Raw genomic sequence first — 23,617 nt, 5'->3', positions numbered from 1 at the left:
GGGGTCTTCAGTCGTCTTGACCGAAGGGCAGCTTGGCCGCCTCTTCAAAGTCTGCTGAACGACGCTTAGACAGTGTCCACACCAAAATTCCAAGGAACAAGATGAAGGTAAGCACGGTCACAACCGATCGAAGTGTGTTGACATCCATGTTCTGTGCTCCCTTTATTTGCGGTGAATGCCCATGCCTTGCAGGTAGGCAATCACAGCATCCAATTCAGTTTTGCCTTTCACGTCTTCCGTGGCTTTGGCAATTTCTTCGTCGCTGTAAGGCGCACCGAGCTTGCGAAGCCCGTTCATGTGAGCCGGCAAGCTGTCACCATCGACTGGCGCTTTTTCCAACCATGCGTACGCAGGCATGTTGGATTCAGGCACCAAATCACGTGGGTTGATCAGGTGAATGCGATGCCAGTCGTCTGAGTATTTGCCGCCGACACGTGCTAGGTCGGGACCTGTGCGCTTGCTGCCCCATTGGAAGGGATGGTCGTACACAAACTCACCCGCCACGGAGTAAGGACCGTAACGCAATGTTTCAGCGCGGAAGGGTCGAATCATTTGGGAGTGGCAGTTGTAGCAACCTTCACGCACATAAATATCGCGACCCGCCACTTGCAAGGCTGTGTAGGACTTCAAACCAGGCACAGGCTCTGTGGTTGATTTTTGGAAAAACAACGGCACGATTTCGACCATACCGCCGAACAACAACACCACCAAGATCAGAACGATCATCAGGAAGTTGCTGGTTTCAATTTTCTCGTGGGACATGCCACCGGAATTTGAAGGATTGGACATCTTATTTTTCTCCTGATGCTGTTAGGCGTGTGCGGGTGCTGGAATTTGCACATCAACGGCACGGCCATTGGTGGCTGTTTTCAGCGTGTTCCACAACATGATCAACATGCCGCCCAAGTACAACAAACCACCCAACAAACGCAACATGTAGAAGGGATAAGTGGCTTTGACAGACTCAACAAAGGTGTAAGTCAAGGTACCGTCTGCATTGACAGAGCGCCACATCAAACCTTGCATCACGCCAGCAATCCACATGGCCGCGATGTAAATCACGATGCCGATCGTGGCAATCCAGAAGTGCGCTTCAATGGCCTTCACGCTGTACATCTTTTTCTGACCGAACAAACGAGGAATCAGGTAGTACATGGTGCCCATGGTGACCAAGCCCACCCAACCCAAAGCACCCGAGTGCACGTGACCCACGGTCCAGTCGGTGTAGTGAGACAAAGCGTTCACAGTTTTGATGGACATCATGGGACCTTCAAAAGTGGACATGCCATAGAAGGACAAGGACACAATGAGGAAGCGCAGCACGGGGTCATCGCGAAGTTTGTGCCAAGCGCCAGACAAGGTCATGACACCATTGATCATGCCGCCCCAGCTTGGCGCCAACAAAATGAGCGAGAACACCATACCCAAAGACTGCGTCCAGTCGGGCAATGCGGTGTAGTGCAAGTGGTGAGGGCCCGCCCACATGTAGGTGAAGATGAGTGCCCAGAAGTGAACAATCGACAAGCGGTAGCTGTAGACGGGGCGCTCTGCTTGCTTCGGAATGAAGTAGTACATCATGCCCAAGAAGCCTGCGGTCAAGAAGAAGCCCACCGCATTGTGGCCGTACCACCATTGCACCATGGCGTCTTGCACACCGGCGTAAGCAGAGTAAGACTTCATGAGACCCACAGGCATGGCCGCGCTGTTGACCAAGTGCAACAAGGCTACGGCAATGATGAAGGCACCAAAGAACCAGTTGGCCACGTAAATGTGGCGCACCTTGCGGGTGCCAACCGTGCCAAAGAACACAATGGCAAAAGACACCCAGACCAGTGTGATCAGGATGTCAATGGGCCACTCGAGTTCGGCATATTCTTTGCCACTGGTGTAACCCAAAGGTAAAGTGATGGCTGCCGCCAAGATAACCAGCTGCCAACCCCAAAAGGTGAAGGAAGCCAACTTCTCGGCAAACAAGCGAACATGGCAGGTTCTTTGAACCACGTAATAGGCCGAAGCGAACAAGCCGCAACCGCCAAACGCAAAAATCACGGCATTGGTGTGCAAAGGACGCAAACGGCCGTAACTGAGCCATGGAATGCCAAAGTTGAGCTCTGGCCAAGTCAATTGAGCTGCAATGATCACGCCAACCAGCATGCCCACTACACCCCAAACCACCGTCATGATGGCAAATTGTCTGACAACGGTATCGCTGTAGACGCCTGCCTGTTCGTTGGCAAATTTCATTTTCACCTCTTCTAAAAATACGAATCTAGTGTCGCAGTTAGGGCAAACGCTTAGGTTGACTTAAGTCAATCATTTCTAAGAATTCGCTCCCCTTCTGCCTCTATGTCTTCAAACTGACCGCGGTTCACAGCCCACCAGAGGCCTGCCAGGATGAAAAAGACCAAGGCCACCGACAGAGGGATCAACAAATACAGGATGTCCATCAGGCAAGTCCTTTCACATCAAACTGAAGGGTTTTGGACAATCGCATGGCGTTCAACACCACACCCAGAGAACTGCATGCCATGCCTAGGCCTGCCAACCAAGCTGGCAAATAGCCCAACACCGCCAACGGCACACAAGAGAAGTTGTAGACCGCCGCCCAAATGAGGTTTTGACGCACAATTTGGAGCGTTTTTCGGCTCAAACAAAAGGTGGCCACCAAGGGCTTCAAATCACTGGCCATGAACACAAAGTCAGCCTTGGATTGCGCCAATGGCAGCGCCTGACCCAGAGCAAAAGACACATCAGCCCCTGCCAACACAGGGCCGTCATTCAGACCATCGCCCACCATCGCAACCCGATGCCCTTGGGCCTGTTCCAGTTTCACTTGTTGGAGCTTTTCTTCAGGCGAACAAGCACCCATGGCATCGGCAATGTTCAAGCGCGCAGCAAGATGCGATACAGACGCTTGACCATCTCCGGACAACACGCGAACGCGCAAACCCATTTGCTTCAAAGCTTGCAAAGTCGCTAATGCTTCCTCGCGCGGTGTTTCGGCAAACTCGAAGGTGGCCAACCAACCCTCTTGGTCGCTGAGACAGGCCTGCAACACATCACCCTGCATGGATGGCAAGCCGCAGAACGCTGCTGAGCCCAAACGCAGCTCTTTTCGATTGTCGACACCGTCCCTGTTGTCGCTTTGACGCCATGTCGCTTGAACGCCCTGCCCCGCAAATTCCTGAATGTTCTCCAACTGGGGCTGAACATCCGACGTGTGAACATTGGCGCGCACCAAAGACCTGGACACAGGGTGCAGGGAGTGCTTCGCCAATCCAGCCGCCAAAAACAAGGCTTGCTGATCTGATACACCCTCTCGGGTGAGAATGCGCTGGAGACTAAAGTCCTCTTGGGTCAGGGTGCCCGTTTTGTCAAAGATCACCGTATCAACTTGTGCCAAGCTCTGAAGAGCTTGCAAGCTGCGCAACATAACGCCAGCGCGGGCCAACGCACCTGCCGCAGACAGCATGGCCGCCGGCGTTGCAAGCGACAACGCACAAGGACATGTCACGATCAGCACCGAGACCGCCACCATCAACGCATGCGCAGGGCTGTCTTGCCAACCCCAAGCTGCGGCCAGTGCGGCCACAAGCAAGACGCCCCACAAAAAGGGCTTGGCCACCCGATCGGCTAACAGGGCCATGCTGGGTTTTGAAACTGCAGCACTTTCCATCAAGGCCACCATTTGACCGAATCGGGTTTGCTTGCCCACGGACAAGACTTGCACTTCAACCGTGCCCGTTAAATTCAAACTGCCCGCCAACACGCGTTCACCTGGCGATCGGGGCAAGGGTTTTGACTCTCCCGTCAAAAGCGCTTCATCCACTTGCGTTTCACCCTGCACGATGTTGGCATCCGCCGCAAAAGCTTCACCAGGCTTGACTTGAATGACATCTTGCACGCGCAAATGTCGCAGGGTCGTTAACTCCCAGAGGCCGTTCAGGGACTTTCGGTGCACGGCATCCGGCAGTCTGTTCATGACGGCTTCTAACGCTCCTGCCGTTTTGTCGCGCAACCTGAGCTCTAACCAACGACCCGTGAGCAAAAAGAAAACGAACATGGTGAAGGAGTCAAAATAAACTTCTGCACCAAAAGGCCCCTGTGGCTCGAACGTGCCCATGGTGCTCACCACAAAGGTCACGCCCATGCCAATGGCCACGGGCAGGTCCATGCTGATTTTTCGCTGCTTCAAATCAAGCCATGCCGTTTTGAAAAAAGGCATGCAAGAAAAAAACAAAACAGGCAGCGACAGCACCCATGAAGCCCAGCGTAACAACTGCACCATGTCAGGTGCGATGTCCTGGGGCTCACTCATGTAAACAGGGGTTGCGTACATCATGACCTGCATCATGCAAAGTCCCGCAACACTCCAGCGCCACAGCATTTTGCGAGCGTCTTCCCGGCGCGCTTCATTGGCCAAGGCATCATTGGCAGGGACGGTACGATAGCCCAACTGAGCAACTGCCCTCATCCACTGCGAAGGCTGGGTTTGATCGGCCGACCAGACCACCCGACCCCTGTGACTCGCTGCACTGATTTGCGCCGACTTGACACCGGGCACAGACATCAATGCCTCTTCAATGTTGATCGCACACGCGGTGCAATGCATGCCTTCAAACACCACACTGGAAGTCCATTGGCCGGGTTCAAGGGCACTGGCTTGACTGAAATCGGACCATTCCTGGGCATGATCAAGCAAAGACCATTGAGATGTCAAAACCTCTAAATCGGGAAGGAGTGCTTGCTGAGCCATGCCCTGAAGATAAGGGCGCAAGCTTTCATGAAACTTGATTTACATCAAGACGGGCGAAATTGAGAGTTTTAGACTTTGGTCATCACTTCAAAAGGAGCACACCATGTATGCACGTATTCTTGTTGCCACCGACGGCTCAACCCTGTCCAAAAAAGCAGTTGCCGACGCCATTGGCTTGGCCGCTACCTGCGGCGCCGAATTGATTGCCCTGAAAGTAGTGCCTCGTTATCCTCAGGCCTATTTCGAAGGCAGCATTCCCCTGAATGCCAAAGATGTGGCACGCATTGAGGCCCAATGGACAGACGAGGCGCAAGCAGCTGTCGATGCCGTTCAAAAAGCGGCATCCGCCAAAGGCGTCAAAGCCAAAGGCGTGGTCAGCCGCTCCGACATCGTCTCCGATGCCATCATTGCCGCTGCCAAAAAACACAAAGCTGATTTGGTCGTGATGGCCTCACATGGCCGCAAAGGCATCAAGCGTTTACTGCTGGGCAGTGAGACTCAACAAGTGCTGACACACTGCCATGTGCCAGTCTTGGTCTTACGCTGAGAATAAATTTTTGTGCTGATCTCGCAATAAATTTTTCTGCACTTTGCCCATGGTGTTTCGAGGCAGCTCCGGCACCACGAAACACTTTTTGGGTATCTTGAAATTGGCCAGTTGCGATTTCAAGGTCGCAATGATCTTGTCTGCGTCTATTTGCGCGCCAGGCTTGGCAATCACAATGGCCACACCTACTTCACCAAAATCAGGATGCGGTACGCCCACCAACGCGCTTTCAGCGACGCCAGGCATTTCATTGATGTAGCCTTCAATCTCTGCAGGGTAGACGTTGTAGCCGCCGCTGATGATCAAGTCTTTGCTGCGTCCCACAATGGTGACATAACCACGCTCGTCAATTTTGCCCACATCGCCCGTTTTGAAAAAGCCGTCTGAGGTGAACTCTTCTTTTGTTTTTTCGGGCATGCGCCAGTAGGCTTGAAACACGTTCGGGCCTTTGACCTGGATGTTGCCAATTTCGCCCACAGGTAAAGCTTTGCCATCGTCGCCTTGCACGCGCAATTTGACGCCAGGCAAAGGAAATCCGACCGTACCGCCACGACGCTCACTTTGCCCCCCATGCCGCTTGTCTGCTGCGTAAGGATTGGAGGTCAGCATGACGGTTTCGCTCATGCCATAACGCTCCAAGATGGTGTGACCGGTGCGTTGCTGCCACTCAGTGAAAGTTTCAATCAACAAGGGTGCAGAGCCTGCAATGAACAAGCGCATGTTGCGTGCGGCTTGCTTTGTCAATCCAGGCTCGGCCAAAAGGCGAACATACAAAGTGGGGACGCCCATGAACACCGTTGCTTCGGGCATTTTGGCGATGACAAATTTGGGGTCAAATTTGGCCATCCAAATCATTTTGCTGCCATTGATCAAGGCACCATGAATGGCCACAAACAAACCGTGCACATGAAAAATGGGCAAGGCATGAATGAGCACGTCACCCTTTTTCCAACCCCAATAAGTTCGAAGGGTTTGGGCATTGCTGAGCATGTTGCCATGTGTCAGCATGGCGCCTTTGCTGCGGCCCGTGGTGCCACTGGTGTACAGGATGGCAGCCAAATCGCCTGCACCTTTGACTGCAATCTTGTGCTGGTCTTTGTGGTGAACTGCGCGTTCAAGCAAGGTGCCCGTGCGGTCGTCGTTCAAGGTGAACACATGCTGGGTACCGGCTTTGAAGGCAATCTTGCTAACCCAACCAAAATTGGCGCCCGTACACACCACCACGGCCGGCTCGGCATTGCCAATGAAGTATTCAATCTCGGCACTTTGGTAGGCGGTGTTCAATGGCAAGAACACGTAGCCCGCCCGTAGCGTTGCCAGATACAACATCATGGCTTCGACAGACTTTTCAACCTGCACCGCAATGCGACTGCCTTTGGGCAGTTTCAAACCATCCAGCAAATTGGCCAGCATGGCACTGGCACGGTCCAGGTCACGCCATGAGTACTTCAAACCGTGGTCTGTTTCGACAGCCACTTCATCTAAGTTGGCAGGAAAAGCAGCACGCAGTGCAGCAAACAAATTCTCTTGTGACATCTTCAATCCAATTTTGCGCCAGAGGCTTTCACCACTTGACTCCATTTGCGTAATTCAGTTTTGATGAATGCATCAAATTGTGCACCTGTCAAATTGGGAAAATCTGCGCCTTGTGCTGCCCAAACAGCCTTGGCATCATCACTTTGACAAGCTTTGCGCACCTCTTCGATCATGCGCCCTTGAGCCTCTGAGGGCGTCCCTTTGGGCGCCCAGAGTCCGTACCAAGTACTCACCGTGTAATCAGGCAAGCCGACTTCAGATGAACAGGGTACATCTGGAAATGCAGGATTGCGCTTGGTACCAGAGACCATCAGCGCCTTGATTCTGCCACCCTTGATGTGAGCTGCCGAAGAACCCAAACCATCAAACATCATGTCGACATTGCCAGAAATCAAATCTTGCAAAGCTGGGCCTGCACCGCGGTATGGAATGTGGGTGATGAAGGTTTGCGTTTGCAGCTTGAACAGCTCCCCCGCCAAATGATGCGAGGTACCGCCACCAGCAGAACCATAATTGAGTCGACCTGGATTTTTCTTCACGAAATCCAGAAACTCTTTCATGTTGTTGGCGGCGACTTTTTTAGGGTTGACCACCAAAACCTGCGGCACGGCTGCCACAAAAATCAAAGGCACCAAATCACGTTCAAGGTCGTAATCAAGCTTGGGGTACATGCTAGGCGCGATGGTATGGTGAACCGCACCCATGAAGTAGTTGTAGCCATCAGGGGCTGCCTTGGCTGCAATGCCTGCACCCAAGGTACCGCCCGCACCACCTCGGTTGTCAATGATCAGTTGCTTGCCGGTTTGCTTTGAAAAAATGGCCGACAAGGGCCTGGCAAATGCATCCGTGCCGCCGCCTGCAGGGAAAGGCACGATCATGTTGACCGGTTTGGTTGGCCAAGCAGATTGGGCCAATGCGGGCATCAGCGGTGCTGCGGATGTGGCCGCGGCCCACTGCAACAGCGAGCGTCTTTGAATACCGTCTTTTGAAAACTGCATGTTTGTCTCCTTTGATCAAATGAAACCAACCCACCGATAAGTGTCAAGCATTCTTTGGCTTGTTCACCGCAACGTACAAAATCACACCCAGCAACATCATGGGCACACACAACCACTGCCCCATGCTGAGCCCCATCGACAACAAGCCGAGGTGCGCATCGGGCTCTCTGAAAAACTCGGCAATGAAGCGAAGGCTGCCATAGCCCATCAAAAACACAGCCGATACTTGACCCATGGGCCTGTCTTTGCGCGCAAAGAGCCACATCACCACAAACAGGAGCAGGCCTTCTAGCAAGAATTGGTAAATTTGCGAAGGATGCCTGGGAAAGTCTCCTGCCCCTCTAAAAACCATGCCCCAAGGCAAGTCGGCATCCGCTTGGCGCCCCCATAACTCACCATTGATGAAGTTACCGATGCGTCCGGCTGCCAAACCCGTTGGAACACAGGGCGCCACAAAGTCCATCACCTGGAAAAAAGGGCGTTGTCGTGTTTTGGCAAACCACACCATGGACGCCATCACACCCAACAAGCCTCCATGAAAACTCATACCGCCTTGCCAAACATAGGCCACTTCGAGGGGGTGCGAGAAATAGTAGGCGGGTTGATAAAACAAGCAATAACCAATGCGGCCACCCAACACCACACCCAAAACACCCGCAAACAAGATGTCTTCCACATCCCTCAGGGTCCATTGGGGTAATCGCGAATAGGGCTCGTGCTGAAGACGTTTGCTGGCCAAAAGGAAAAACAAGCCAAATGCGGCAAGGTAGGTCAGGCCATACCAGTGAACAGCAATGGGCCCCACTTGCAGCGCCACAGGGTTAATTTGGGGGTGAATCAACATGGGGGGAGATTGTGCCCTGTTCATGGACCCCGATGCACCCTTATATGCCCTAAGTTCTAGGGGTTCTTCCTGACTCTCCCTTAGAATGACCACCCTAGGCTTAAATTCTTGACTCAATCAGACACCTAACATGAGCGAAAAAATCATCCCCATCCAACCCGCTGGCGCCATCAATCGCCGCAGTGCCAACATCACGCAAGGCAAATCACGGGCGCCCAATCGCTCGATGTACTACGCCATGGGCTACGAAGAAGGTGATTTTGTGAAACCTATGGTGGGCGTGGCCAACGGTCACAGCACAATCACCCCTTGCAACAGCGGTTTACAAAAACTGGCAGACGCTGCAGTGGCAGGCATTGAAGAAGCCGGTGGCAACGCTCAGATTTTTGGTACGCCCACCATTTCTGATGGCATGGCCATGGGCACCGAAGGCATGAAGTATTCCTTGGTTAGCCGCGAAGTGATTTCCGACTGCATCGAAACCTGCGTGCAAGGCCAATGGATGGACGGCGTCTTGGTGGTGGGTGGCTGTGACAAAAACATGCCCGGCGGCATGATGGGCATCTTGCGCGCCAATGTGCCAGCTATCTATGTGTATGGCGGCACCATTCTGCCAGGCCGCTATCAAAACAAAGACCTCAACATCGTGAGCGTGTTTGAAGCTGTGGGTCAAAACGCTGCGGGCAATTTGAGCGACTTCGATTTGAAAGAAATCGAAAAGCGCGCCATTCCTGGCACCGGCTCATGCGGTGGCATGTACACGGCCAACACCATGTCTTCTGCGTTTGAAGCACTGGGCATGTCACTGCCATTCTCCTCCACCATGGCCAACCCCCATGACGAGACCAAAAACTCGGCCAAAGCATCTGCCAAGGTTCTGATTGAAGCCATCAAGAATGACTTGAAGCCCCGCGATATCGTTACCAAAAAATCGATTGAAAATGCAGTGGCAGTGATCATGGCCACTGGTGGTTCGACCAACGCGGTGTTGCACTTCTTGGCCATCGCTCACACCGCCGGAGTGGAGTGGACCATTGACGACTTTGAGCGCATGCGTAAAAAGATTCCCGTCATTTGCGACTTGAAGCCAAGCGGTCAATATTTGGCCGTTGACTTGCACCGCGCCGGCGGTATTCCTCAAGTCATGAAGGTCTTGTTGAAGGCAGGTTTGTTGCATGGCGATTGCATCACCATCACCGGCAAAACAGTGGCCGAAAACTTGAAAGACATTCCAGACGCACCTCGCGCCGACCAAGATGTCATTCGCCCCATCGACAAGCCCATGTACGCAGAAGGCCACTTGGCCATTCTGAAAGGCAACTTATCACCTGAAGGTGCTGTGGCCAAAATTACCGGCTTAAAGAACCCTGTCATCACAGGCCCTGCCCGCGTGTTCAACGATGAGCAGTCTGCATTGCAAGCCATTTTGGACGGCAAGATCAAAGCTGGTGACGTGATGGTCTTGCGTTACCTTGGCCCCAAAGGCGGCCCTGGCATGCCCGAAATGTTAGCCCCCACAGGCGCGCTCATTGGCGCCGGTTTGGGCGAAAGCGTGGGCCTGATTACCGATGGCCGCTTCTCTGGCGGTACCTGGGGCATGGTGGTAGGTCACGTGGCTCCTGAAGCCGCAGCTGGCGGCACCATTGCGTTTGTCAACGAAGGCGACTCCATCACCATCGATGCCCACAAACTGATTTTGGAATTGAACGTGCCTGAGGCAGAAATTGCCAAGCGCCGTGCCAACTGGACTGCGCCCGCACCGCGTTACACACGGGGTGTGCAAGCCAAGTTTGCGTTCAATGCTTCAAGCGCCAGCAAAGGCGCTGTGCTTGATTTGTATTGATCGGCACATGGCGAACTTTGCAAGCTCTTGCTTTCAAAGTGTGCGGTGGGGTTTGACGGCGTCAGCCCTCGCCTGCACAGTGTGCTTGCCCGTTTGGGCAGACCAAGCTTTGGCGAGCAAAAAGAACTGCATGGGTTGCCATGCTTTAGAACGGAAAATGGTCGGACCGTCTTACAAAGACGTTGCTAAAAAATATGCAGCCGACCCCAATGCGTCTGACAAACTGGCGCTCAAAATTCAACAAGGTGGCGCCGGTGTTTGGGGGCCTGTGCCCATGCCCAGCAATCCGCAAGTCAATGAAAAAGAGGCCAAAACTTTGGCCTCTTGGATTCTCAGCTTGAAGTAATCTTCAAAGGCCGATGGCAGCAATGCCTGCTTTGGCAATTTGCGCATCTTCGTTGGACTTCACGCCGCTGACGCCCACTGCACCCAAGCAGAAGCCATCTTTCATGATCGGCACGCCACCTTCCAGCAAACCTTCAACTTCAGGTGCTGACAAGAAGGACACGCGGCCGCCATTGATCACATCTTCGTAAATTTTGCTTTCACGGCGACCCAAGGCTGCTGTTTTGGCTTTGGCAGGTGCAATGTGTGCGGAAATGGGCGGCGCGCCATCCAAACGTTGGAAATGGAACAAATGGCCACCCGCATCCACAATGGCAATGCTCACAGCCCAATTGTTCTTTTGGGCTTCCGCTTGGGCTGCGGCTGCAATGGCTTGGATGTCTGACAGTTCGAGGCTGGATTGAGTTTTCATGGTTCTCTGGAGGTGAAAAAATGATCCGCAAGGATACCTCAGGCAAGGGATCGCATTGCATTCACTCAGGTCACTACACAAAAGACCCTGAATACTTCGGCAAATAGGGCATTTTGGGTTACAAGCCCTACAATTTGCCTACCCGATACAGGGTGGATTATTAGGAGTTCACACATGAGCGATCTTCAAAACATTGAACAACCCAGCTGGGGCGACGTTGTCAGCACGCCAGCAGAGCGCAACAAGGTCATGCGCAACACCTATTGGTTGTTGGCACTGAGCCTCTTGCCAACCGTCTTGGGCGCTTGGCTTGGCGTGGCCACAGGCATCACGCAGTCTTTGGGTGGTGGCCTAGGTTTGGTCGTCTTCTTGGGCGGTGCCATTGGCTTTATGTTTGCCATCGAGAAGACCAAAGACTCCTCCACAGGCGTGTTTGTCTTGCTGGGCTTTACGTTCTTCATGGGCCTCATGCTTTCTCGCATGATTGCCATGGTGCTGGGCTTTAAAAACGGCTCAGACCTCATCATGACGGCTTTTGCGGGCACTGCCGGTGTGTTTGCTGTCATGGCCACTTTGGCCAGCGTCATCAAGCGCGACTTGTCTGGCATGGGCAAGTGGTTGTTTGTCGGCGCCTTGGTCTTGATGGTCGGTGGCATCGTCAACATCTTTGTAGGCTCTACAGCTGGCATGATGGCCTTGTCGGTGGCTGCCATCGGTATTTTCAGCGCCTACATGTTGTACGACCTGAAGCAAATTTTGGATGGCGGTGAAACCAATTACATCAGCGCCACCCTCATGCTCTACATGGACTTGTTCAACGTGTTCCAAAGCCTGCTGGCCTTGTTGGGCATCATGGGGGGCGAGCGCGACTAAGAGCGACTAAGGGCACATAGCGCCAAGCCTTTGGACTTGGTCACTGTCCAAGCATCTGAGTTGTCAAAGGCTCAGATGCTTTTTTTTCAAACAATTCTCTCAAATACAGCCATGCTTTCCACGTGGGCGGTGTGTGCAAACATGTTGATCACGCCGGCACTGAGGCAACGGTAGCCAGCTCTGTGGACCAACAGGCCCGCATCACGGGCCAAGGTGGCGGGGTTGCAGCTGACATACACAATGCGTTTTGGAAATTGCCATTGACCGCGCAGTTCGGTGTTTTCGTGCAATTCAGCCAAAGACTTGGCCAAAGCAAACGCACCCTCTCTGGGCGGATCGATCAGCCACTTGTCAGCAATGCCATCGGCCATCAGCATCTCGGGCGTCATTTCAAACAAATTGCGCGCAATGAATTGGGTTGGTGCCAACGGCTTGCCCGCACCTCGCATGCCTTGATTGCGCGCAAAATTGTCGCGAGAGCGCGCCACCAAGGTTTCTGATCCTTCGATGCCCACCACTTCTTTGGCCGTGGTGGCAATCGGCAATGTGAAATTACCCAAGCCACAAAACCAATCGATCACGCGTTCGTGAGCTTCGGGCTTGAGTAAACGCAAAGCGCGTGTCACCAAGACTCGGTTGATGTGCGGATTGACCTGCGTGAAATCGGTGGGCTTGAAAGGCATGTGAACGCCAAAATCGGGCAGGTCGTATGACAATTCAGGACCGCCCTCGTCCATCAACTTCACGGTGTCCGGGCCTTTGATTTGCAACCACCATTGAACGTCATGCTGTTTTGCGAACGCACGCAAGCGTTCTTGATCGGCCTGTGTGAGTGGCTCGAGATGTCGCAACACCAAGGCAGTGACCGTGTCGCCTTGGGCCAATTCAATTTGGGGCACAGTTTCACGCGCATCCATGCCAAAAATAAGTTCTCGCAAAGCCATCAGCATGGCGCTGATGTTGGGCGGTAAAACGCGGCAGGTTTTGATATCGGCCACATAGCGACTCTTGCGCTCGTGAAAGCCGATCAAAACTTCGCCTTTTTTGTGAACGTAGCGGACCGACATGCGGGCACGGTATCGGTAACCCCAGCTGGGCCCTTCCATGGGACGCAGCAAATTTTCAGGTTTGACTTTGCCCAAGTGCCACAAGTTGTCTTCGAGGACACGTTGCTTGACCGCCACTTGCGCACTGGCTTCCAGGTGCTGCATTTTGCAACCACCGCATGCACCCGCATGCAATCCAAAATGCGGACAGCCAGGCTTCACACGTTGTGAAGATTCTTGATGAACAGCAGTGACAACACCCGCCTCCCAATTGTTTTTCTTGCGATGAACATTGACAGACACTTGCTCAAACGGCAGTGCGCCTTCTACAAAAACAACTTTACCATCAGGGCGCCTGGCAATGCCTTGGGCCTCCATGTCGAGCGCATCAATGTGCAACCAACCTTCGGGCAAATCAGTGCGGCCGAAAATGATCTCTTGTGTTTGTTCTTCTCTCGAAGAATCGCTTTGTTTGCTCATGGACGTGAAGGCAAAAATTTAGAAGGGTCGACAGGTTTGCCTTGCTTGCGAATTTCAAAATGCAACTTCACACGGTCGGCATCCGAACTTCCCATTTCTGCAATGCGTTGACCTTTGACCACGGCTTGATCTTCTTTAACCAGCAAACTTTGGTTGTGCGCGTAGGCTGTGAGGTAGGTGTTGTTGTGCTTCAAGATCACCAAGTTGCCATAACCTCTGAGGCCAGAACCCGCATACACCACCTTACCGTCGGCAGCTGCCAGCACGGGGTCGCCCGCCTTGCCTGCAAAGTCTAGACCCTTGTTTTTGGCTTCATCAAAGCCAGCCAGTATTTGACCCGAATGCGGCCATGCAAAAGTCAAACCATCCTCGGCATTGTTGGATGTTGAAGGCGCTTGGGGTGCAGGCTGGGGGCTTTGTTGGGGAGGTACGGCAGCAGGCTTTGGGGCAGCAGCCACTTTGGTCTCTACAGGCAAAGGTGCCACACGAAGGACCTGGTCAACTTCAATCACGTTGGGGTTGTCTAGGCCATTCCATTTGGCAATGTCACGCCAAGCTTGTCCATGGTCAAGGGCAATTTTGGTCAGGGTGTCACCTGGACGAACGCTGTAGTAGCCTGGCTTGCCTGCATTCTCAGAACCGGGCATGGATGCCCCCATCGAAATAGGCGTGCTGACAGCACCCATGCTTGGATTGGCTTGAGGCGCAGGGGCTTTGGCAGTGCGCGAACTGCTTTGGCCTGCCACACGGTCTTCTACAGGAATAGGGCCACGCGGCTTTGCACTACAGCCCACCAACGTAGCTAATGCTGAAAAACAAACTACCGTCAAAACGTGACGGACACCTATCAATTTCATGCCAAATCCTTCAGGAGACACCCGATTTTAGAGGGACAAAGTGAACGGCTTCGAGCACGTTTTGCTTGAAGCCATGGGGGGTCTTGTCGATCACCATCAAAGCTTGCTGACCACTGGCAGTCACAGTCGGCGCAACCAAACGGCCACCAACGGCCAATTGATCGAGCCAAGCTTGAGGCACAGACTCGCCACCCGCTGCAGAAATGATCGCAGCATAGGGTGCACCTTTGGGATACCCCAGCATGCCGTCGCCAAACAACAGGTGCACATTGGCCAAACGAAAGTGCCTTAAATTGGCGCGCGCTTTTTCGTGCAAACCTTTTAATCGCTCGATGCTATAGACCTCGGTGGCCACATGACTTAAGACTGCCGCTTGATAACCACAACCCGTGCCGATTTCGAGCACGCGACCCAACTTGCCATCGGCGCCTTCGCGCAACAGCTCAATCATGCGGGCCACCACATTGGGTTTGGAAATGGTTTGCCCCAAACCGATGGGCAAGCTGGTGTCTTCGTAGGCTTGCGCGACCAAGGCACTTTCTACAAACCGATGACGCTCAACCGTGCCCATGGCTTGCAAAACCATGGGGTCCTGCAGTCCTTGCGCTGCCAACTTTTGCACCATGCGCTGTCGCACAGCGCTGGAGTCCATGCCCAAGTTTTGAGACAGCATGGGAGCAGACTTGACGTCAGATTGAAGTGCCGATTTCACCGGCGCATTGGTTTTCAGCGAGCGAGGCGCAGGCGAGGCCTTCTCTAACTTCAGCGGAAACCCAGGTCGTTGTGCCATCAAGCACCCCACACCTTTAACTTGGACAAGTTTTGCGACCACATGCCGGCGTTCTCATGGTCCGTTAAATCGACCTTCAAAGGCGTGATGGTGACGTGACCATTTTTAGCAGCATGGAAATCGGTGCCCTCGCCATCGTCCATGGCTTCACCCGCATTGCCAATCCAGTACATGGTTTCGCCGCGCGGACTGAGCTGTGTAATGACGGGTTCGGCAGCATGCCGTCGGCCCAAACGGCACAGCTTGGCATTTTTCCAATGGGCCGAAGTGTTAGGGATGTTGACATTCAAGAGCCACGGTGACTTGCCAATCAACTGCGCTTCTTCAAATTGCGCCACCATGTTTTTGGCAAACTCGGCCGCTTGGTCTAAGTGAGCCCAACCCTTTTCAGTTTGTGAAAATGCCAGCGCAGGGATGCCAAACAAGTACCCTTCCATGGCTGCGCCTACGGTGCCAGAGTAAAGGGTGTCGTCGCCCATGTTGGCACCGTTGTTGATGCCAGAGACAACCAAGTCAGGGCGATAGCCCAACAAACCCGTCAATGCAATGTGCACACAGTCTGCAGGCGTTCCGTTGACATATCGAAAACCGTTTTCACCTTGCCGAACATAAAGCGGGGAATGCAAGGTCAATGCGTTGGACTTGGCGCTGTTGTTGTGCTCGGGTGCCACCACCTCAACATCGGCCACTTGTTTGAGGGCGTGGTAAAGCGCCACAATGCCGTCAGCACGGTATCCGTCGTCGTTGGAAATGAGAATTTTCATGGGGGTGTCCTAGCCCTCAATTGTAGGTCGCTACCGAGACATCCCGATGACGACCTGGGCCTTTATATTCAAGGAATTGTGTGTTTTTGAGGAGAATTTCTGTGCACGCTTGGCTTTGTGAAAATCCCGTCGGCGTTGAGGCTTTAACTTGGAAAGAGTTGCCCACGCCAAGTCCGCAGGCCGGTCAAGTCCTGATCCGCATTGAAGCGGCCAGTTTGAACTTTCCGGACCTCTTGATCGTTCAAAACAAGTACCAAATGAAACCCGACCTGCCCTTTGTGCCAGGGTCGGAATATGCCGGTGTGATTGAAGCCGTTGGCGAAGGCGTGACCCACCTCAAGGTCGGTCAATCCGTGGCCTGTTTGTCGGGCACCGGTGGCTTTGGCACCCACACCTTGGCTCCGGCCAAGTTGTGCATGCCCCTTCCTGCAGGTTTTCCCGCTGTCGACGCCGCAGCCTTCATCATGATTTACGCCACCTCGCACCACGCCCTGATCGACCGAGCGGCCCTCAAAGCGGGCGAAACAGTGTTGGTCTTGGGAGCTGCGGGCGGCGTGGGAACAGCGGCCATTCAAATTGCCAAGGCCGCAGGTGCGCGCGTCATTGCAGCTGCCTCAACCGATGAAAAATGTGCGCTTTGCAAATCCTTGGGCGCCGATGAAACCATCAACTACACCACACAAAACATGCGTGAGGTTTTGAAAACCCTCACGGAAGGCAAAGGCCCCGATGTCATTTACGACCCCGTGGGGGGTGACTTCGCAGAGCCGGCTTTCCGCTCCATTGCTTGGCGCGGTCGTTACCTGGTGGTGGGCTTTGCAGCCGGCCCCATCCCTGCCCTGCCCTTCAACTTGGCCTTGCTCAAAGGTGCCTCCATTGTGGGTGTGTTCTGGGGCGACTTTGCGCGCCGCGAACCCCAAGCCAATGCCGCCATGATGGCCGAATTGGCACAGTGGTATGCCCAAGGCAAAGTCAAACCCGCCATTGACCGCACCATGCCCATGAGCGACCTGAAGGCCGCTTATGCGCACATGGGCTCACGCGGTGTGATGGGCAAATTGGTGATGGTCAACTAAGGCCTCACCCTTCGAGCTGCTTAACCCTGCTTTTTCTTTTGAAAAGCAGGGTCGTAGCGACGAATCCAATTGAAGAACTCGTGGTACCACACCACGTTGTTGGCGGGCTTCAAAATCCAGTGGTTTTCGTCAGGGTACCAAAGCAGCCTTGCGTCCACACCTTTGGCTTTGAGCGTGTTGTAGTACGCCAAGCCTTGCGCGTCGGGCACGCGGTAATCTTTGGCGCCATGGATCACCAAGGTGGGTGTTTTCATGGTGGCGGCAAATGCATGGGGACTTTGCGCATGAATCTTCTTCATGTTGTCCCAATAGGATGCGCCCAGCTCTTGCGGATGCCAACCGTAGGCATCGTCTGAGAACATGCCCACCCAGTCAAAACAGCCTGCATGGCACACGTAGGCCTGGTAGCGGCCAGGCTTCACATGCGCATTCATCCAGGCCACCATGTAGCCGCCGTAGCTGCCACCTGTGGCAAAGACCCGCTCTTTGGCAATCCAAGGTTTTTTGCGCAACCAATCGGTACACGCTTCCATGTCTTGCAACTCGAGCTGCCCCCACTTGTGCGTGATGGAATCCAAGAACTTGAAACCAAAACCAGATGAGCCGTGGTAGTTGACGTTGGCCACCACATAGCCTTGCGCCGCAAACACATGGTAGTTCCAGCGCCAATGCCAAACATCGCCCGGCCCGGTGTGAGGGCCGCCATGGATGGTATGCAGCAAGGGGTATTTTTTGTCCTTCTTGAAGCCAGGTGGGAAGTGCAGCCACACCTGAACATCGTCACCTTGGGCGCCCTTGAACCAGTGCTCTTCGGTATCACCCATGGCAACGCCATTCAAGAGATCGTCATTGAAAGACTCCATCCTGGCCGAGACTGGTGCTGCCGCATGGCCTGCCTCATCAACACCTTGAACATGAATGCGTCCAGGATGAATGGCCCTGTCGCACAAAGTCACCAAACGACCCGCCGCCATGTCAAAGGCATGCACCGTGCCGCCTTCAACCACGCGACTGACCTTGTGGCTGGCCACATCGAATCGCCAAACATGCTGCCGACCTTGGTCCTCTGCCTTGCACAGCAAGGCGCTGCCGTCCTCACTCCACATCAACGGTGCTTGGGGTTCACGGTCCCACTTGGCGCTGAGGATTTTCCAAGCCAGTGCACGTTGGCTTGCAACCGAACTTGTGGGCAACTTCATGCAAGCCAAGCGATTGGGCTGCGTATTGCTGATTTTTTGGTGCGATGCCAAGAAGGCCAATTGCAAACCATCTTCACTGTAAACAGGTGCAGAAAAATCCCAGGCGCGGTCATTCAACACACTTTGAATGCTTTGCGTTTTGTTGCCGCGCAATTCAATTTGCGCCAAGGCCATGCGGGGGGCTGGATTTTGACCGCGGTCTGGATCGTGCACAAAGGCAATTCTTTTGCCGTTGGGTGCAATGGCAAAATCATTTGCACCTGTGTCGCGGCGCTGCAATTCAAAATCGCTGCCCTCCAACAAGTCATGCACACTGCCTGTTGCAATGTCCAAAACACACAAATGCGGCACGCGGTTCATGGGCAGGTTGTGATCCCAATGTCTGTAAACCGCATCTTCCGTGGCGAAAGCAGTGTCTTTGACCGCCGACACTTCTTTGAGTTTGTCGGCTTGCGCTTTAAAACCTTTTAAGTGGGGCCAGACCCAGGTCACAAAGGCAATGCGTTGGCCATCTGGAAACCACTTGAAGTCATCGACCCCGGTAGGCACATGACCCGCACGTCGCGCCTCACCACCGTCGGGTGGGATGAGGTAAAGCTGAGGCTCTTGATCTTTTTGACCGTTCTGTTCACGTTTGGCTACAAAAGCGATCCAGTCCCCATTCGGAGAAAACTGCGGCCGCCCGTCTTTGTCGCCACATTGGGTCAACTGACGCGGCTGTCCACCCAATGTGGACAACAGCCAAATGGCGCTTTGAATGTTGTTTTCTTTGACGGAGGGTTGCGCCACCGCACAGACAGCTTGCGCACCATCAGGGCTGATGCTGGGCGCGCCAAGGCGCTTGAGTTGCCACATCAACTCCACGGTGAGTTGTGAGCGAGAGACCTTGGTCGTAGATGTCGATTGTGAAACAGCCATGTTCAAAAACTTCCCTCTTGTAAATCTGTTAAAAAGCTTGCGCAACCAAGTTGTCAATGGCCTGTGCTAGTTCAAAGTCTTTGGTGCTCAGGCCCTGCACATCGTGCGTCCACAACTTGATGCGAACGGTCGTATAGGCCGATACCATTTCTGGATGGTGATTGTGTTGTTCAGCCAACTCACTCACCTTGACCAACATCGCAATGGCTGTTTTGAAGTTTGCAAAGCGCCACTCCTTGGTGATGCAGGATTCCGATACAGCATGCTGCCATTGGTGGAGGTTTTTCATGCACGCTTCAATTTGGTCAGGATCAAGTCGTTCGAGTGTCATGTGCGCCAATGCCTTATTCGTTGCTGAATTGGGTTTGCATTCTGTGCACGGCGCTATCCTTGAATTCAAGTTCGCAGCGCGATGGCATGGGCAATAGCGCATTCAAAGTTTCACGTACTGCCATCAATCGCGGATCGCCGTCGTGCGCATCGTCTGTCGTGTCGTTGATGCAAAAGAAATGAAGGCGGCCAAACAGGCTTTGAAGTTGTTGGAGGGTCTGCGTTTCCAACAAGTCGCCGGTTGCAATGTAGAGGTGCGAGTGGTCGATGGTTTTCGCAAAGCCATGCGCCAGAGCCCAACGCAGCACGAAGTCTGAAACGATGGTGGGCTTGTTCCAAGTTCGAAACACGGTTGATCGCACTTGTTCAAATAATTCCGGCGCATCGCGTTCGATCTCCAAGAGTACAGACTTCAACATGGGCCTTGGAGAGTGCGAGAACGTTCTGGGCGTGTGTTGATATTCAAAGTCTGGCGAACGGGCCATTGGCGCCTTGTTCGATGACGATTGATCAACTTTACTTTGAAGCCACTCTTTGGACAAGCGACTGGCATTTTCCAGAGAGGTTGATTCAAGCTGCAATTGGCTGCCTTCAACTTCAGGCTCGTCAGACCAAGAAACATAAAAGCCATCCTCATAGAACCAATCGTCCAAACAAACCGGCGCGCCGAAGAACACGTCATCGTTCAAATAGAAATAGCGCTCAGACAGGCCTGGAATGTGGTGAATGTAAGACTCAATGTTGCCAGAGTCGAAGGTGGGCAATGCGGAATGAGGAATGAGTTGATGGTGATCAACCAAAGTGATGTGATTGGAAGCCTGAAACCAATCGGGCACTTGCCCATCCGTCACGATGTAGATGTGACCGTGCTGCGGAAAAAATTTTTCAAGTGCGCGCAAACTGAAGCGCAATTCATCATTGTCGCGGTACCGGCCTTCAACATTGCCAAAGATGGCAACGCTGGCAGTGTCTTCAGCGGCCAGGTCACGTGCATGCTTCTCACGCTTTGCGCGCCATTCATCATCTTTGCCGTTGACCCACAGGTAAACGATGTCAATTGGGTTTTTGATTTGGTTTGACAATTGAATCAAGATGGAATGATGAAAATCGAAGTTTGCAATTAAACCTAAATTTCAAACGCACTGTTGCAAAGGGGGTTACTGAACACATGTTTTGCATCGGTCAGCGTCGATACAAAGAAAAAGGCCTGCAAGATAACTTGCAAGCCTTTGAATCTTTGGGGTGGCTGATGGGGCTCGAACCCACGACAACAGGAATCACAATCCTGGACTCTACCAACTGAGCTACAGCCACCGTAGAAGCGGAATTATAGCTCAAAGAATTTCAAATTCAGGCGCCCTGCGCTTCCGATTTGGCTTTTTCAGGGCTTGGTTTGGTGACCAAAATCTCGGCCTTCAACATGGATTTGAGCTGTGCCAAATACGCTTGCGTTTCGGCCGAACCCCAAAGCTGTGTGAATTGTTGCTGGGCTTGCACCATCAAGTCCTTGTTCTCAGATTCTGGTGGCAAGACTTTGGTGACGCGAATGACTGCGTAACCCTGTGCGCCCAAATCAACCCCTTGGGCTGCAGGAAGTTTGGAAGGATCGGCCTTCAAAGCAGCGTCAACCACTTGGGGCAATTGTCTTTGCGTTTTTTCACGCGACACGACGATGGCATTGGGCAGGCCATCTGTCCCTGTGTTGTTCTTTAATGCGGCCAAACGTTGTTCACCTTGCGCTTTGGCCAACGAAGCAGCCTTTTCTTGCGTCACATTGCGCTTGACGATGTCTTTGACTTCGGCAAAGGGCAACACTGCAGCAGGATGGTATTTGACAACACGCGCCGCCACCAAGGTGCTGGGTGCCACTTCTATGGCTTCTGTGTTGCGCTGCTTTTGCAAAGATGCTTCGCTGAACACAGCCTGCAACAAACCAGGATGGTTGATGGGGTTCTTGGTTTGCGAAGTTGCTGGCGCAGGGTTGCGGCCCACTTTAGAAGCCTGTTGAATGCTGAGCTTCAACTTCTCAGCAACAGGCTTCAGGCTGTCTGATTGTTCATAGACCGTGTTGGAAAATGTTTCAGCCAGCTCAGCATATTTGCGCTGTGCTTGCTGCTTTTTCAAATCGGCTTCGAGCGAAGGACGCAATGACTCAAAACTGGGTGCTTTGGGCGCCTTGATGTCTGTCAATTGAATGATGTGATAACCAAATTCGGATTCGACCACATCGCTGATGTCTGCTTTTTTCATGCTGAATGCAGCATCTTCAAAGGCTTTGACCATGGCACCACGGCCAAAGAAATCGAGGTCACCACCCTTGACGGCAGAACCGGGGTCTTGCGAGTTTTTGCGCGCCAGCTCGGCAAAGCTGGCAGGCTTGGCCTTGACGGTTTTTAACAAAGCCTCTGCTTTTGCACGGGCCGCTTTTTTCTCCGCTTCAGGTGCGTCTTTGGCTGCAGTGATCAAAATGTGACTGGCACGACGTTCTTCTTTGCCTGACAAGCGCTGCAAGTTTTGTTCGTAATATGTTTTGAGATCTTGCTCATTGACCGTGACAAGTTGCTTCAAGCTGTCGGTGTCCAGCACCACATATTCAATGTCTGCAGTTTCTGCAGACTGAAATTGAGCTGTGTTTTTTTCGTAAAACGCCTGCAACTCTGCATCGGTGATGCTTACTTTGTTCAGAAAGTCTGCAGCTGGGAAATTCAAAATTTGAACTTCACGGCGCTGCATGAACGCATTCATGGCCGTTTGCGTTTGAGCTGGCGTGGCATAGGCTGAAGCTTGAACACCTTGAATCACTTGTCGGCTGGACAAATCTGCGCGCACTTGCAATTCGAACATTTCGGGGGTCATGCCTTGTGAAGCGGCCAATTGCTTGTAACGCTCCATGTCTAACTTGCCATCCGGTCCGCGAAGTGCGGCAATTGCTGGACTTTGCTGCAACTCACGGGCAAGGCGTGTGTCGCTGGCTACCAATTGCAGTTTTTGTGCTGCGGCGGCAATCACTTGCTCACGCACCAATCGCTCCAAGGTAGCGTATTTGGCTTCTGGCGTGTCAAACATTTTGACATCGATGTTGGGCATGGAAGCACGAATACGGTCAACCTCTCGTTTGTGCGCTGCATCCCACTCGGCTTGCACAATTTTGTTGCCATTGACTTTGGCCACCACGGCACCTTTGTCATTGAAGCGGCTGTACCCCTCAATGCCAAACATCACAAAGGACGGGATGATGAGCAAGAACAACAAGCCCATCATGATCTTGGTGTTGTTACGGACAAAATCAAACATGTGAGAACTCTCAGTAAAGTTTCGCGGTCAAAGTCTTGAAAGACAAAAGGCGAACAATTTGTTCGCCTTTGCTTGAGGGGTGGTGGGTGATGACGGGCTCGAACCGCCGACCTACGCCTTGTAAGGGCGCCGCTCTACCAACTGAGCTAATCACCCCCTTGATCAAAGATTAATTCAAGGCGTCTTTCAAGGCCTTACCTGGACGGAACTTAGGCACCTTGGCAGATTTGATCTTGATGGCAGCGCCAGTACGTGGGTTGCGGCCAGTGCGAGCAGCACGCTTGGTGACGGCGAACGTACCGAAACCAACCAGGGCAACTGTGCCGCCCTTTTTCAATGTGGTGCGAACGGCGCCGATGGTGGCTTCCAATGCGCGGCCGGCAGCAGCTTTTGAAATGTCTGCTTGTTTAGCAATGTGCTCGATCAATTCTGTCTTGTTCATACAAAGAGCCTTAGAAAAAAATTTGAGCACTCAAATGAATGAGTGACTCATCATGTTAAAAATTTGTTGTTTGAAGATTCTGAAACTTCTTAGACAAAGCATTGTCTCCGCGATGCAATTTGTCAACTTCAATTTGATCAGACAAACCGCGTCTGTCAAATGAATTTGTGCCCACAAACCGCAAAGCGAAACGAATTCTAGACGCAAACTCAATGGCAATGAGGGCTTGACTGAAAAATTTTTTTTAAATATGTAAACTAGTTCCGA

Annotated in this window: 23 protein-coding genes and 2 tRNA genes; 5 read left to right on the top strand and 20 right to left on the bottom strand. The window is 53.0% G+C overall.

Annotated elements, in window-relative coordinates; all coding sequences use genetic code 11:
- Positions 1-7: 7 nt before the first annotated feature.
- The 5 genes from B9Z46_RS07875 to B9Z46_RS07855 form a co-directional block, all read right to left on the bottom strand.
- Positions 8-148: a CcoQ/FixQ family Cbb3-type cytochrome c oxidase assembly chaperone gene (locus B9Z46_RS07875; RefSeq protein WP_055361041.1), complete on the bottom strand. Its 141-nt coding sequence runs from the start codon at positions 146-148 to the stop codon at positions 8-10.
- Between the two features lie 14 nt (positions 149-162).
- The gene (gene ccoO, locus B9Z46_RS07870) at positions 163-789 is read right to left on the bottom strand and encodes a cytochrome-c oxidase, cbb3-type subunit II (RefSeq protein WP_108255425.1); all 627 of its coding nucleotides are present in this window, start codon (positions 787-789) and stop codon (positions 163-165) included.
- A 21-nt stretch (positions 790-810) separates the two neighbouring features.
- Positions 811-2,244, bottom strand: a complete 1,434-nt coding sequence (ccoN, locus tag B9Z46_RS07865) for a cytochrome-c oxidase, cbb3-type subunit I (RefSeq protein WP_055361043.1) — start codon at positions 2,242-2,244, stop codon at positions 811-813.
- A gap of 65 nt (positions 2,245-2,309) precedes the next feature.
- A complete protein-coding gene (gene ccoS / locus B9Z46_RS07860; protein ID WP_055361044.1) occupies positions 2,310-2,447 on the bottom strand; it encodes a cbb3-type cytochrome oxidase assembly protein CcoS in 138 nt (45 codons plus the stop codon).
- Entirely contained in the window at positions 2,447-4,756 is a 2,310-nt protein-coding gene (locus tag B9Z46_RS07855; RefSeq protein ID WP_108255423.1) for a cation-translocating P-type ATPase, read from the bottom strand. Before B9Z46_RS07855 ends, ccoS begins: the two co-directional genes overlap by 1 nt.
- 103 nt (positions 4,757-4,859) lie before the next feature.
- On the opposite strand from B9Z46_RS07855, the gene B9Z46_RS07850 reads away from it, so the two are divergent.
- Positions 4,860-5,303 (top strand): universal stress protein, encoded by a 444-nt coding sequence (locus B9Z46_RS07850; RefSeq protein WP_055361046.1) that lies wholly within the window; start codon positions 4,860-4,862, stop codon positions 5,301-5,303.
- Here B9Z46_RS07850 and B9Z46_RS07845 read toward each other — a convergent pair.
- From B9Z46_RS07845 to lgt, 3 genes are read right to left on the bottom strand one after another with little or no spacing between them, the layout of a single operon-like run.
- Positions 5,295-6,839 carry a malonyl-CoA synthase gene (locus B9Z46_RS07845; protein ID WP_108255421.1) on the bottom strand — a complete coding sequence of 515 codons (1,545 nt, stop codon included), beginning with the start codon at positions 6,837-6,839 and terminating at the stop codon, positions 5,295-5,297. The two genes, B9Z46_RS07850 and B9Z46_RS07845, sit on opposite strands and share 9 nt — an antisense overlap.
- A gap of 2 nt (positions 6,840-6,841) precedes the next feature.
- The gene (locus B9Z46_RS07840; protein WP_108255419.1) at positions 6,842-7,837 is read right to left on the bottom strand and encodes a tripartite tricarboxylate transporter substrate binding protein; all 996 of its coding nucleotides are present in this window, start codon (positions 7,835-7,837) and stop codon (positions 6,842-6,844) included.
- Between the two features lie 43 nt (positions 7,838-7,880).
- A complete protein-coding gene (gene lgt / locus B9Z46_RS07835; RefSeq protein ID WP_055361048.1) occupies positions 7,881-8,681 on the bottom strand; it encodes a prolipoprotein diacylglyceryl transferase in 801 nt (266 codons plus the stop codon).
- A 130-nt stretch (positions 8,682-8,811) separates the two neighbouring features.
- On the opposite strand from lgt, the gene ilvD reads away from it, so the two are divergent.
- Both ilvD and B9Z46_RS07825 read left to right on the top strand, forming a co-directional pair.
- Complete coding sequence (ilvD, locus tag B9Z46_RS07830; RefSeq protein WP_108255418.1) at positions 8,812-10,524, top strand: dihydroxy-acid dehydratase; 1,713 nt, start codon at positions 8,812-8,814, stop codon at positions 10,522-10,524.
- Between the two features lie 7 nt (positions 10,525-10,531).
- Positions 10,532-10,870, top strand: a complete 339-nt coding sequence (locus B9Z46_RS07825; protein WP_108255416.1) for a c-type cytochrome — start codon at positions 10,532-10,534, stop codon at positions 10,868-10,870.
- Between the two features lie 3 nt (positions 10,871-10,873).
- Here B9Z46_RS07825 and B9Z46_RS07820 read toward each other — a convergent pair whose 3' ends face one another.
- Positions 10,874-11,281 carry a heme-binding protein gene (locus tag B9Z46_RS07820; RefSeq protein WP_055361051.1) on the bottom strand — a complete coding sequence of 136 codons (408 nt, stop codon included), beginning with the start codon at positions 11,279-11,281 and terminating at the stop codon, positions 10,874-10,876.
- A 174-nt stretch (positions 11,282-11,455) separates the two neighbouring features.
- On the opposite strand from B9Z46_RS07820, the gene B9Z46_RS07815 reads away from it, so the two are divergent.
- Positions 11,456-12,154 carry a Bax inhibitor-1/YccA family protein gene (locus B9Z46_RS07815; RefSeq protein WP_108255414.1) on the top strand — a complete coding sequence of 233 codons (699 nt, stop codon included), beginning with the start codon at positions 11,456-11,458 and terminating at the stop codon, positions 12,152-12,154.
- 86 nt (positions 12,155-12,240) lie between these two features.
- Here the strand turns inward: B9Z46_RS07815 and rlmD are convergent, their stop codons facing one another.
- From rlmD to surE, 4 genes are read right to left on the bottom strand one after another with little or no spacing between them, the layout of a single operon-like run.
- Positions 12,241-13,680: a 23S rRNA (uracil(1939)-C(5))-methyltransferase RlmD gene (rlmD, locus tag B9Z46_RS07810; protein ID WP_108255412.1), complete on the bottom strand. Its 1,440-nt coding sequence runs from the start codon at positions 13,678-13,680 to the stop codon at positions 12,241-12,243.
- The gene (locus B9Z46_RS07805; protein ID WP_108255410.1) at positions 13,677-14,537 is read right to left on the bottom strand and encodes a peptidoglycan DD-metalloendopeptidase family protein; all 861 of its coding nucleotides are present in this window, start codon (positions 14,535-14,537) and stop codon (positions 13,677-13,679) included. The genes rlmD and B9Z46_RS07805 overlap by 4 nt, the downstream gene beginning before the upstream one ends.
- A 10-nt stretch (positions 14,538-14,547) precedes the next feature.
- The gene (locus tag B9Z46_RS07800) at positions 14,548-15,330 is read right to left on the bottom strand and encodes a protein-L-isoaspartate(D-aspartate) O-methyltransferase (RefSeq protein ID WP_369907420.1); all 783 of its coding nucleotides are present in this window, start codon (positions 15,328-15,330) and stop codon (positions 14,548-14,550) included.
- Positions 15,327-16,091, bottom strand: coding sequence for a 5'/3'-nucleotidase SurE (gene surE, locus B9Z46_RS07795; RefSeq protein WP_108255406.1), 765 nt, complete (start codon positions 16,089-16,091; stop codon positions 15,327-15,329). The genes B9Z46_RS07800 and surE overlap by 4 nt, the downstream gene beginning before the upstream one ends.
- Positions 16,092-16,192: 101 nt before the next feature.
- Between surE and B9Z46_RS07790 the strand changes: the two genes are divergently transcribed.
- Positions 16,193-17,167 (top strand): NADPH:quinone oxidoreductase family protein, encoded by a 975-nt coding sequence (locus B9Z46_RS07790; RefSeq protein ID WP_108255404.1) that lies wholly within the window; start codon positions 16,193-16,195, stop codon positions 17,165-17,167.
- Positions 17,168-17,187: 20 nt separating this feature from the next.
- Here B9Z46_RS07790 and B9Z46_RS07785 read toward each other — a convergent pair whose 3' ends face one another.
- The 7 genes from B9Z46_RS07785 to B9Z46_RS07755 form a co-directional block, all read right to left on the bottom strand.
- Positions 17,188-19,284 carry a S9 family peptidase gene (locus tag B9Z46_RS07785; RefSeq protein ID WP_108255402.1) on the bottom strand — a complete coding sequence of 699 codons (2,097 nt, stop codon included), beginning with the start codon at positions 19,282-19,284 and terminating at the stop codon, positions 17,188-17,190.
- Positions 19,285-19,312: 28 nt separating this feature from the next.
- Positions 19,313-19,615, bottom strand: coding sequence for a 4a-hydroxytetrahydrobiopterin dehydratase (locus B9Z46_RS15110; protein ID WP_255416922.1), 303 nt, complete (start codon positions 19,613-19,615; stop codon positions 19,313-19,315).
- A 13-nt stretch (positions 19,616-19,628) separates the two neighbouring features.
- Positions 19,629-20,696 (bottom strand): Stealth CR1 domain-containing protein, encoded by a 1,068-nt coding sequence (locus B9Z46_RS07775; protein ID WP_233245944.1) that lies wholly within the window; start codon positions 20,694-20,696, stop codon positions 19,629-19,631.
- Positions 20,697-20,852: 156 nt separating this feature from the next.
- Positions 20,853-20,928, bottom strand: a tRNA-His gene (locus tag B9Z46_RS07770).
- A 36-nt stretch (positions 20,929-20,964) separates the two neighbouring features.
- Positions 20,965-22,908, bottom strand: a complete 1,944-nt coding sequence (locus B9Z46_RS07765) for a SurA N-terminal domain-containing protein (protein WP_108255398.1) — start codon at positions 22,906-22,908, stop codon at positions 20,965-20,967.
- Positions 22,909-22,988: 80 nt separating this feature from the next.
- Positions 22,989-23,064 (bottom strand) — tRNA-Val (locus tag B9Z46_RS07760).
- A 13-nt stretch (positions 23,065-23,077) separates the two neighbouring features.
- Positions 23,078-23,350 carry an HU family DNA-binding protein gene (locus B9Z46_RS07755; protein ID WP_055361060.1) on the bottom strand — a complete coding sequence of 91 codons (273 nt, stop codon included), beginning with the start codon at positions 23,348-23,350 and terminating at the stop codon, positions 23,078-23,080.
- Positions 23,351-23,617: the final 267 nt, after the last annotated feature.

It is taken from the genome of Limnohabitans sp. Hippo4, assembly GCF_003063605.1.
In the GTDB taxonomy this organism is placed as follows: domain Bacteria; phylum Pseudomonadota; class Gammaproteobacteria; order Burkholderiales; family Burkholderiaceae_C; genus Limnohabitans_A.
Note: the sequence above shows the minus strand (reverse complement) of the source record. Positions and strands in the feature narration are given on the sequence as shown.

What these genes read in the sequence shown, in the direction of transcription:
- B9Z46_RS07875 (WP_055361041.1), bottom strand. Translation starts at nt 148, where the DNA reads ATGGATGTCAACACACTTCGATCGGTTGTGACCGTGCTTACCTTCATC.
- ccoO (WP_108255425.1), bottom strand. Translation starts at nt 789, where the DNA reads ATGTCCAATCCTTCAAATTCCGGTGGCATGTCCCACGAGAAAATTGAA.
- ccoN (WP_055361043.1), bottom strand. Translation starts at nt 2,244, where the DNA reads ATGAAATTTGCCAACGAACAGGCAGGCGTCTACAGCGATACCGTTGTC.
- ccoS (WP_055361044.1), bottom strand. Translation starts at nt 2,447, where the DNA reads ATGGACATCCTGTATTTGTTGATCCCTCTGTCGGTGGCCTTGGTCTTT.
- B9Z46_RS07855 (WP_108255423.1), bottom strand. Translation starts at nt 4,756, where the DNA reads ATGGCTCAGCAAGCACTCCTTCCCGATTTAGAGGTTTTGACATCTCAA.
- B9Z46_RS07850 (WP_055361046.1), top strand. Translation starts at nt 4,860, where the DNA reads ATGTATGCACGTATTCTTGTTGCCACCGACGGCTCAACCCTGTCCAAA.
- B9Z46_RS07845 (WP_108255421.1), bottom strand. Translation starts at nt 6,839, where the DNA reads ATGTCACAAGAGAATTTGTTTGCTGCACTGCGTGCTGCTTTTCCTGCC.
- B9Z46_RS07840 (WP_108255419.1), bottom strand. Translation starts at nt 7,837, where the DNA reads ATGCAGTTTTCAAAAGACGGTATTCAAAGACGCTCGCTGTTGCAGTGG.
- lgt (WP_055361048.1), bottom strand. Translation starts at nt 8,681, where the DNA reads ATGTTGATTCACCCCCAAATTAACCCTGTGGCGCTGCAAGTGGGGCCC.
- ilvD (WP_108255418.1), top strand. Translation starts at nt 8,812, where the DNA reads ATGAGCGAAAAAATCATCCCCATCCAACCCGCTGGCGCCATCAATCGC.
- B9Z46_RS07825 (WP_108255416.1), top strand. Translation starts at nt 10,532, where the DNA reads ATGGCGAACTTTGCAAGCTCTTGCTTTCAAAGTGTGCGGTGGGGTTTG.
- B9Z46_RS07820 (WP_055361051.1), bottom strand. Translation starts at nt 11,281, where the DNA reads ATGAAAACTCAATCCAGCCTCGAACTGTCAGACATCCAAGCCATTGCA.
- B9Z46_RS07815 (WP_108255414.1), top strand. Translation starts at nt 11,456, where the DNA reads ATGAGCGATCTTCAAAACATTGAACAACCCAGCTGGGGCGACGTTGTC.
- rlmD (WP_108255412.1), bottom strand. Translation starts at nt 13,680, where the DNA reads ATGAGCAAACAAAGCGATTCTTCGAGAGAAGAACAAACACAAGAGATC.
- B9Z46_RS07805 (WP_108255410.1), bottom strand. Translation starts at nt 14,537, where the DNA reads ATGAAATTGATAGGTGTCCGTCACGTTTTGACGGTAGTTTGTTTTTCA.
- surE (WP_108255406.1), bottom strand. Translation starts at nt 16,091, where the DNA reads ATGAAAATTCTCATTTCCAACGACGACGGATACCGTGCTGACGGCATT.
- B9Z46_RS07785 (WP_108255402.1), bottom strand. Translation starts at nt 19,284, where the DNA reads ATGGCTGTTTCACAATCGACATCTACGACCAAGGTCTCTCGCTCACAA.
- B9Z46_RS15110 (WP_255416922.1), bottom strand. Translation starts at nt 19,615, where the DNA reads ATGACACTCGAACGACTTGATCCTGACCAAATTGAAGCGTGCATGAAA.
- B9Z46_RS07765 (WP_108255398.1), bottom strand. Translation starts at nt 22,908, where the DNA reads ATGTTTGATTTTGTCCGTAACAACACCAAGATCATGATGGGCTTGTTG.
- B9Z46_RS07755 (WP_055361060.1), bottom strand. Translation starts at nt 23,350, where the DNA reads ATGAACAAGACAGAATTGATCGAGCACATTGCTAAACAAGCAGACATT.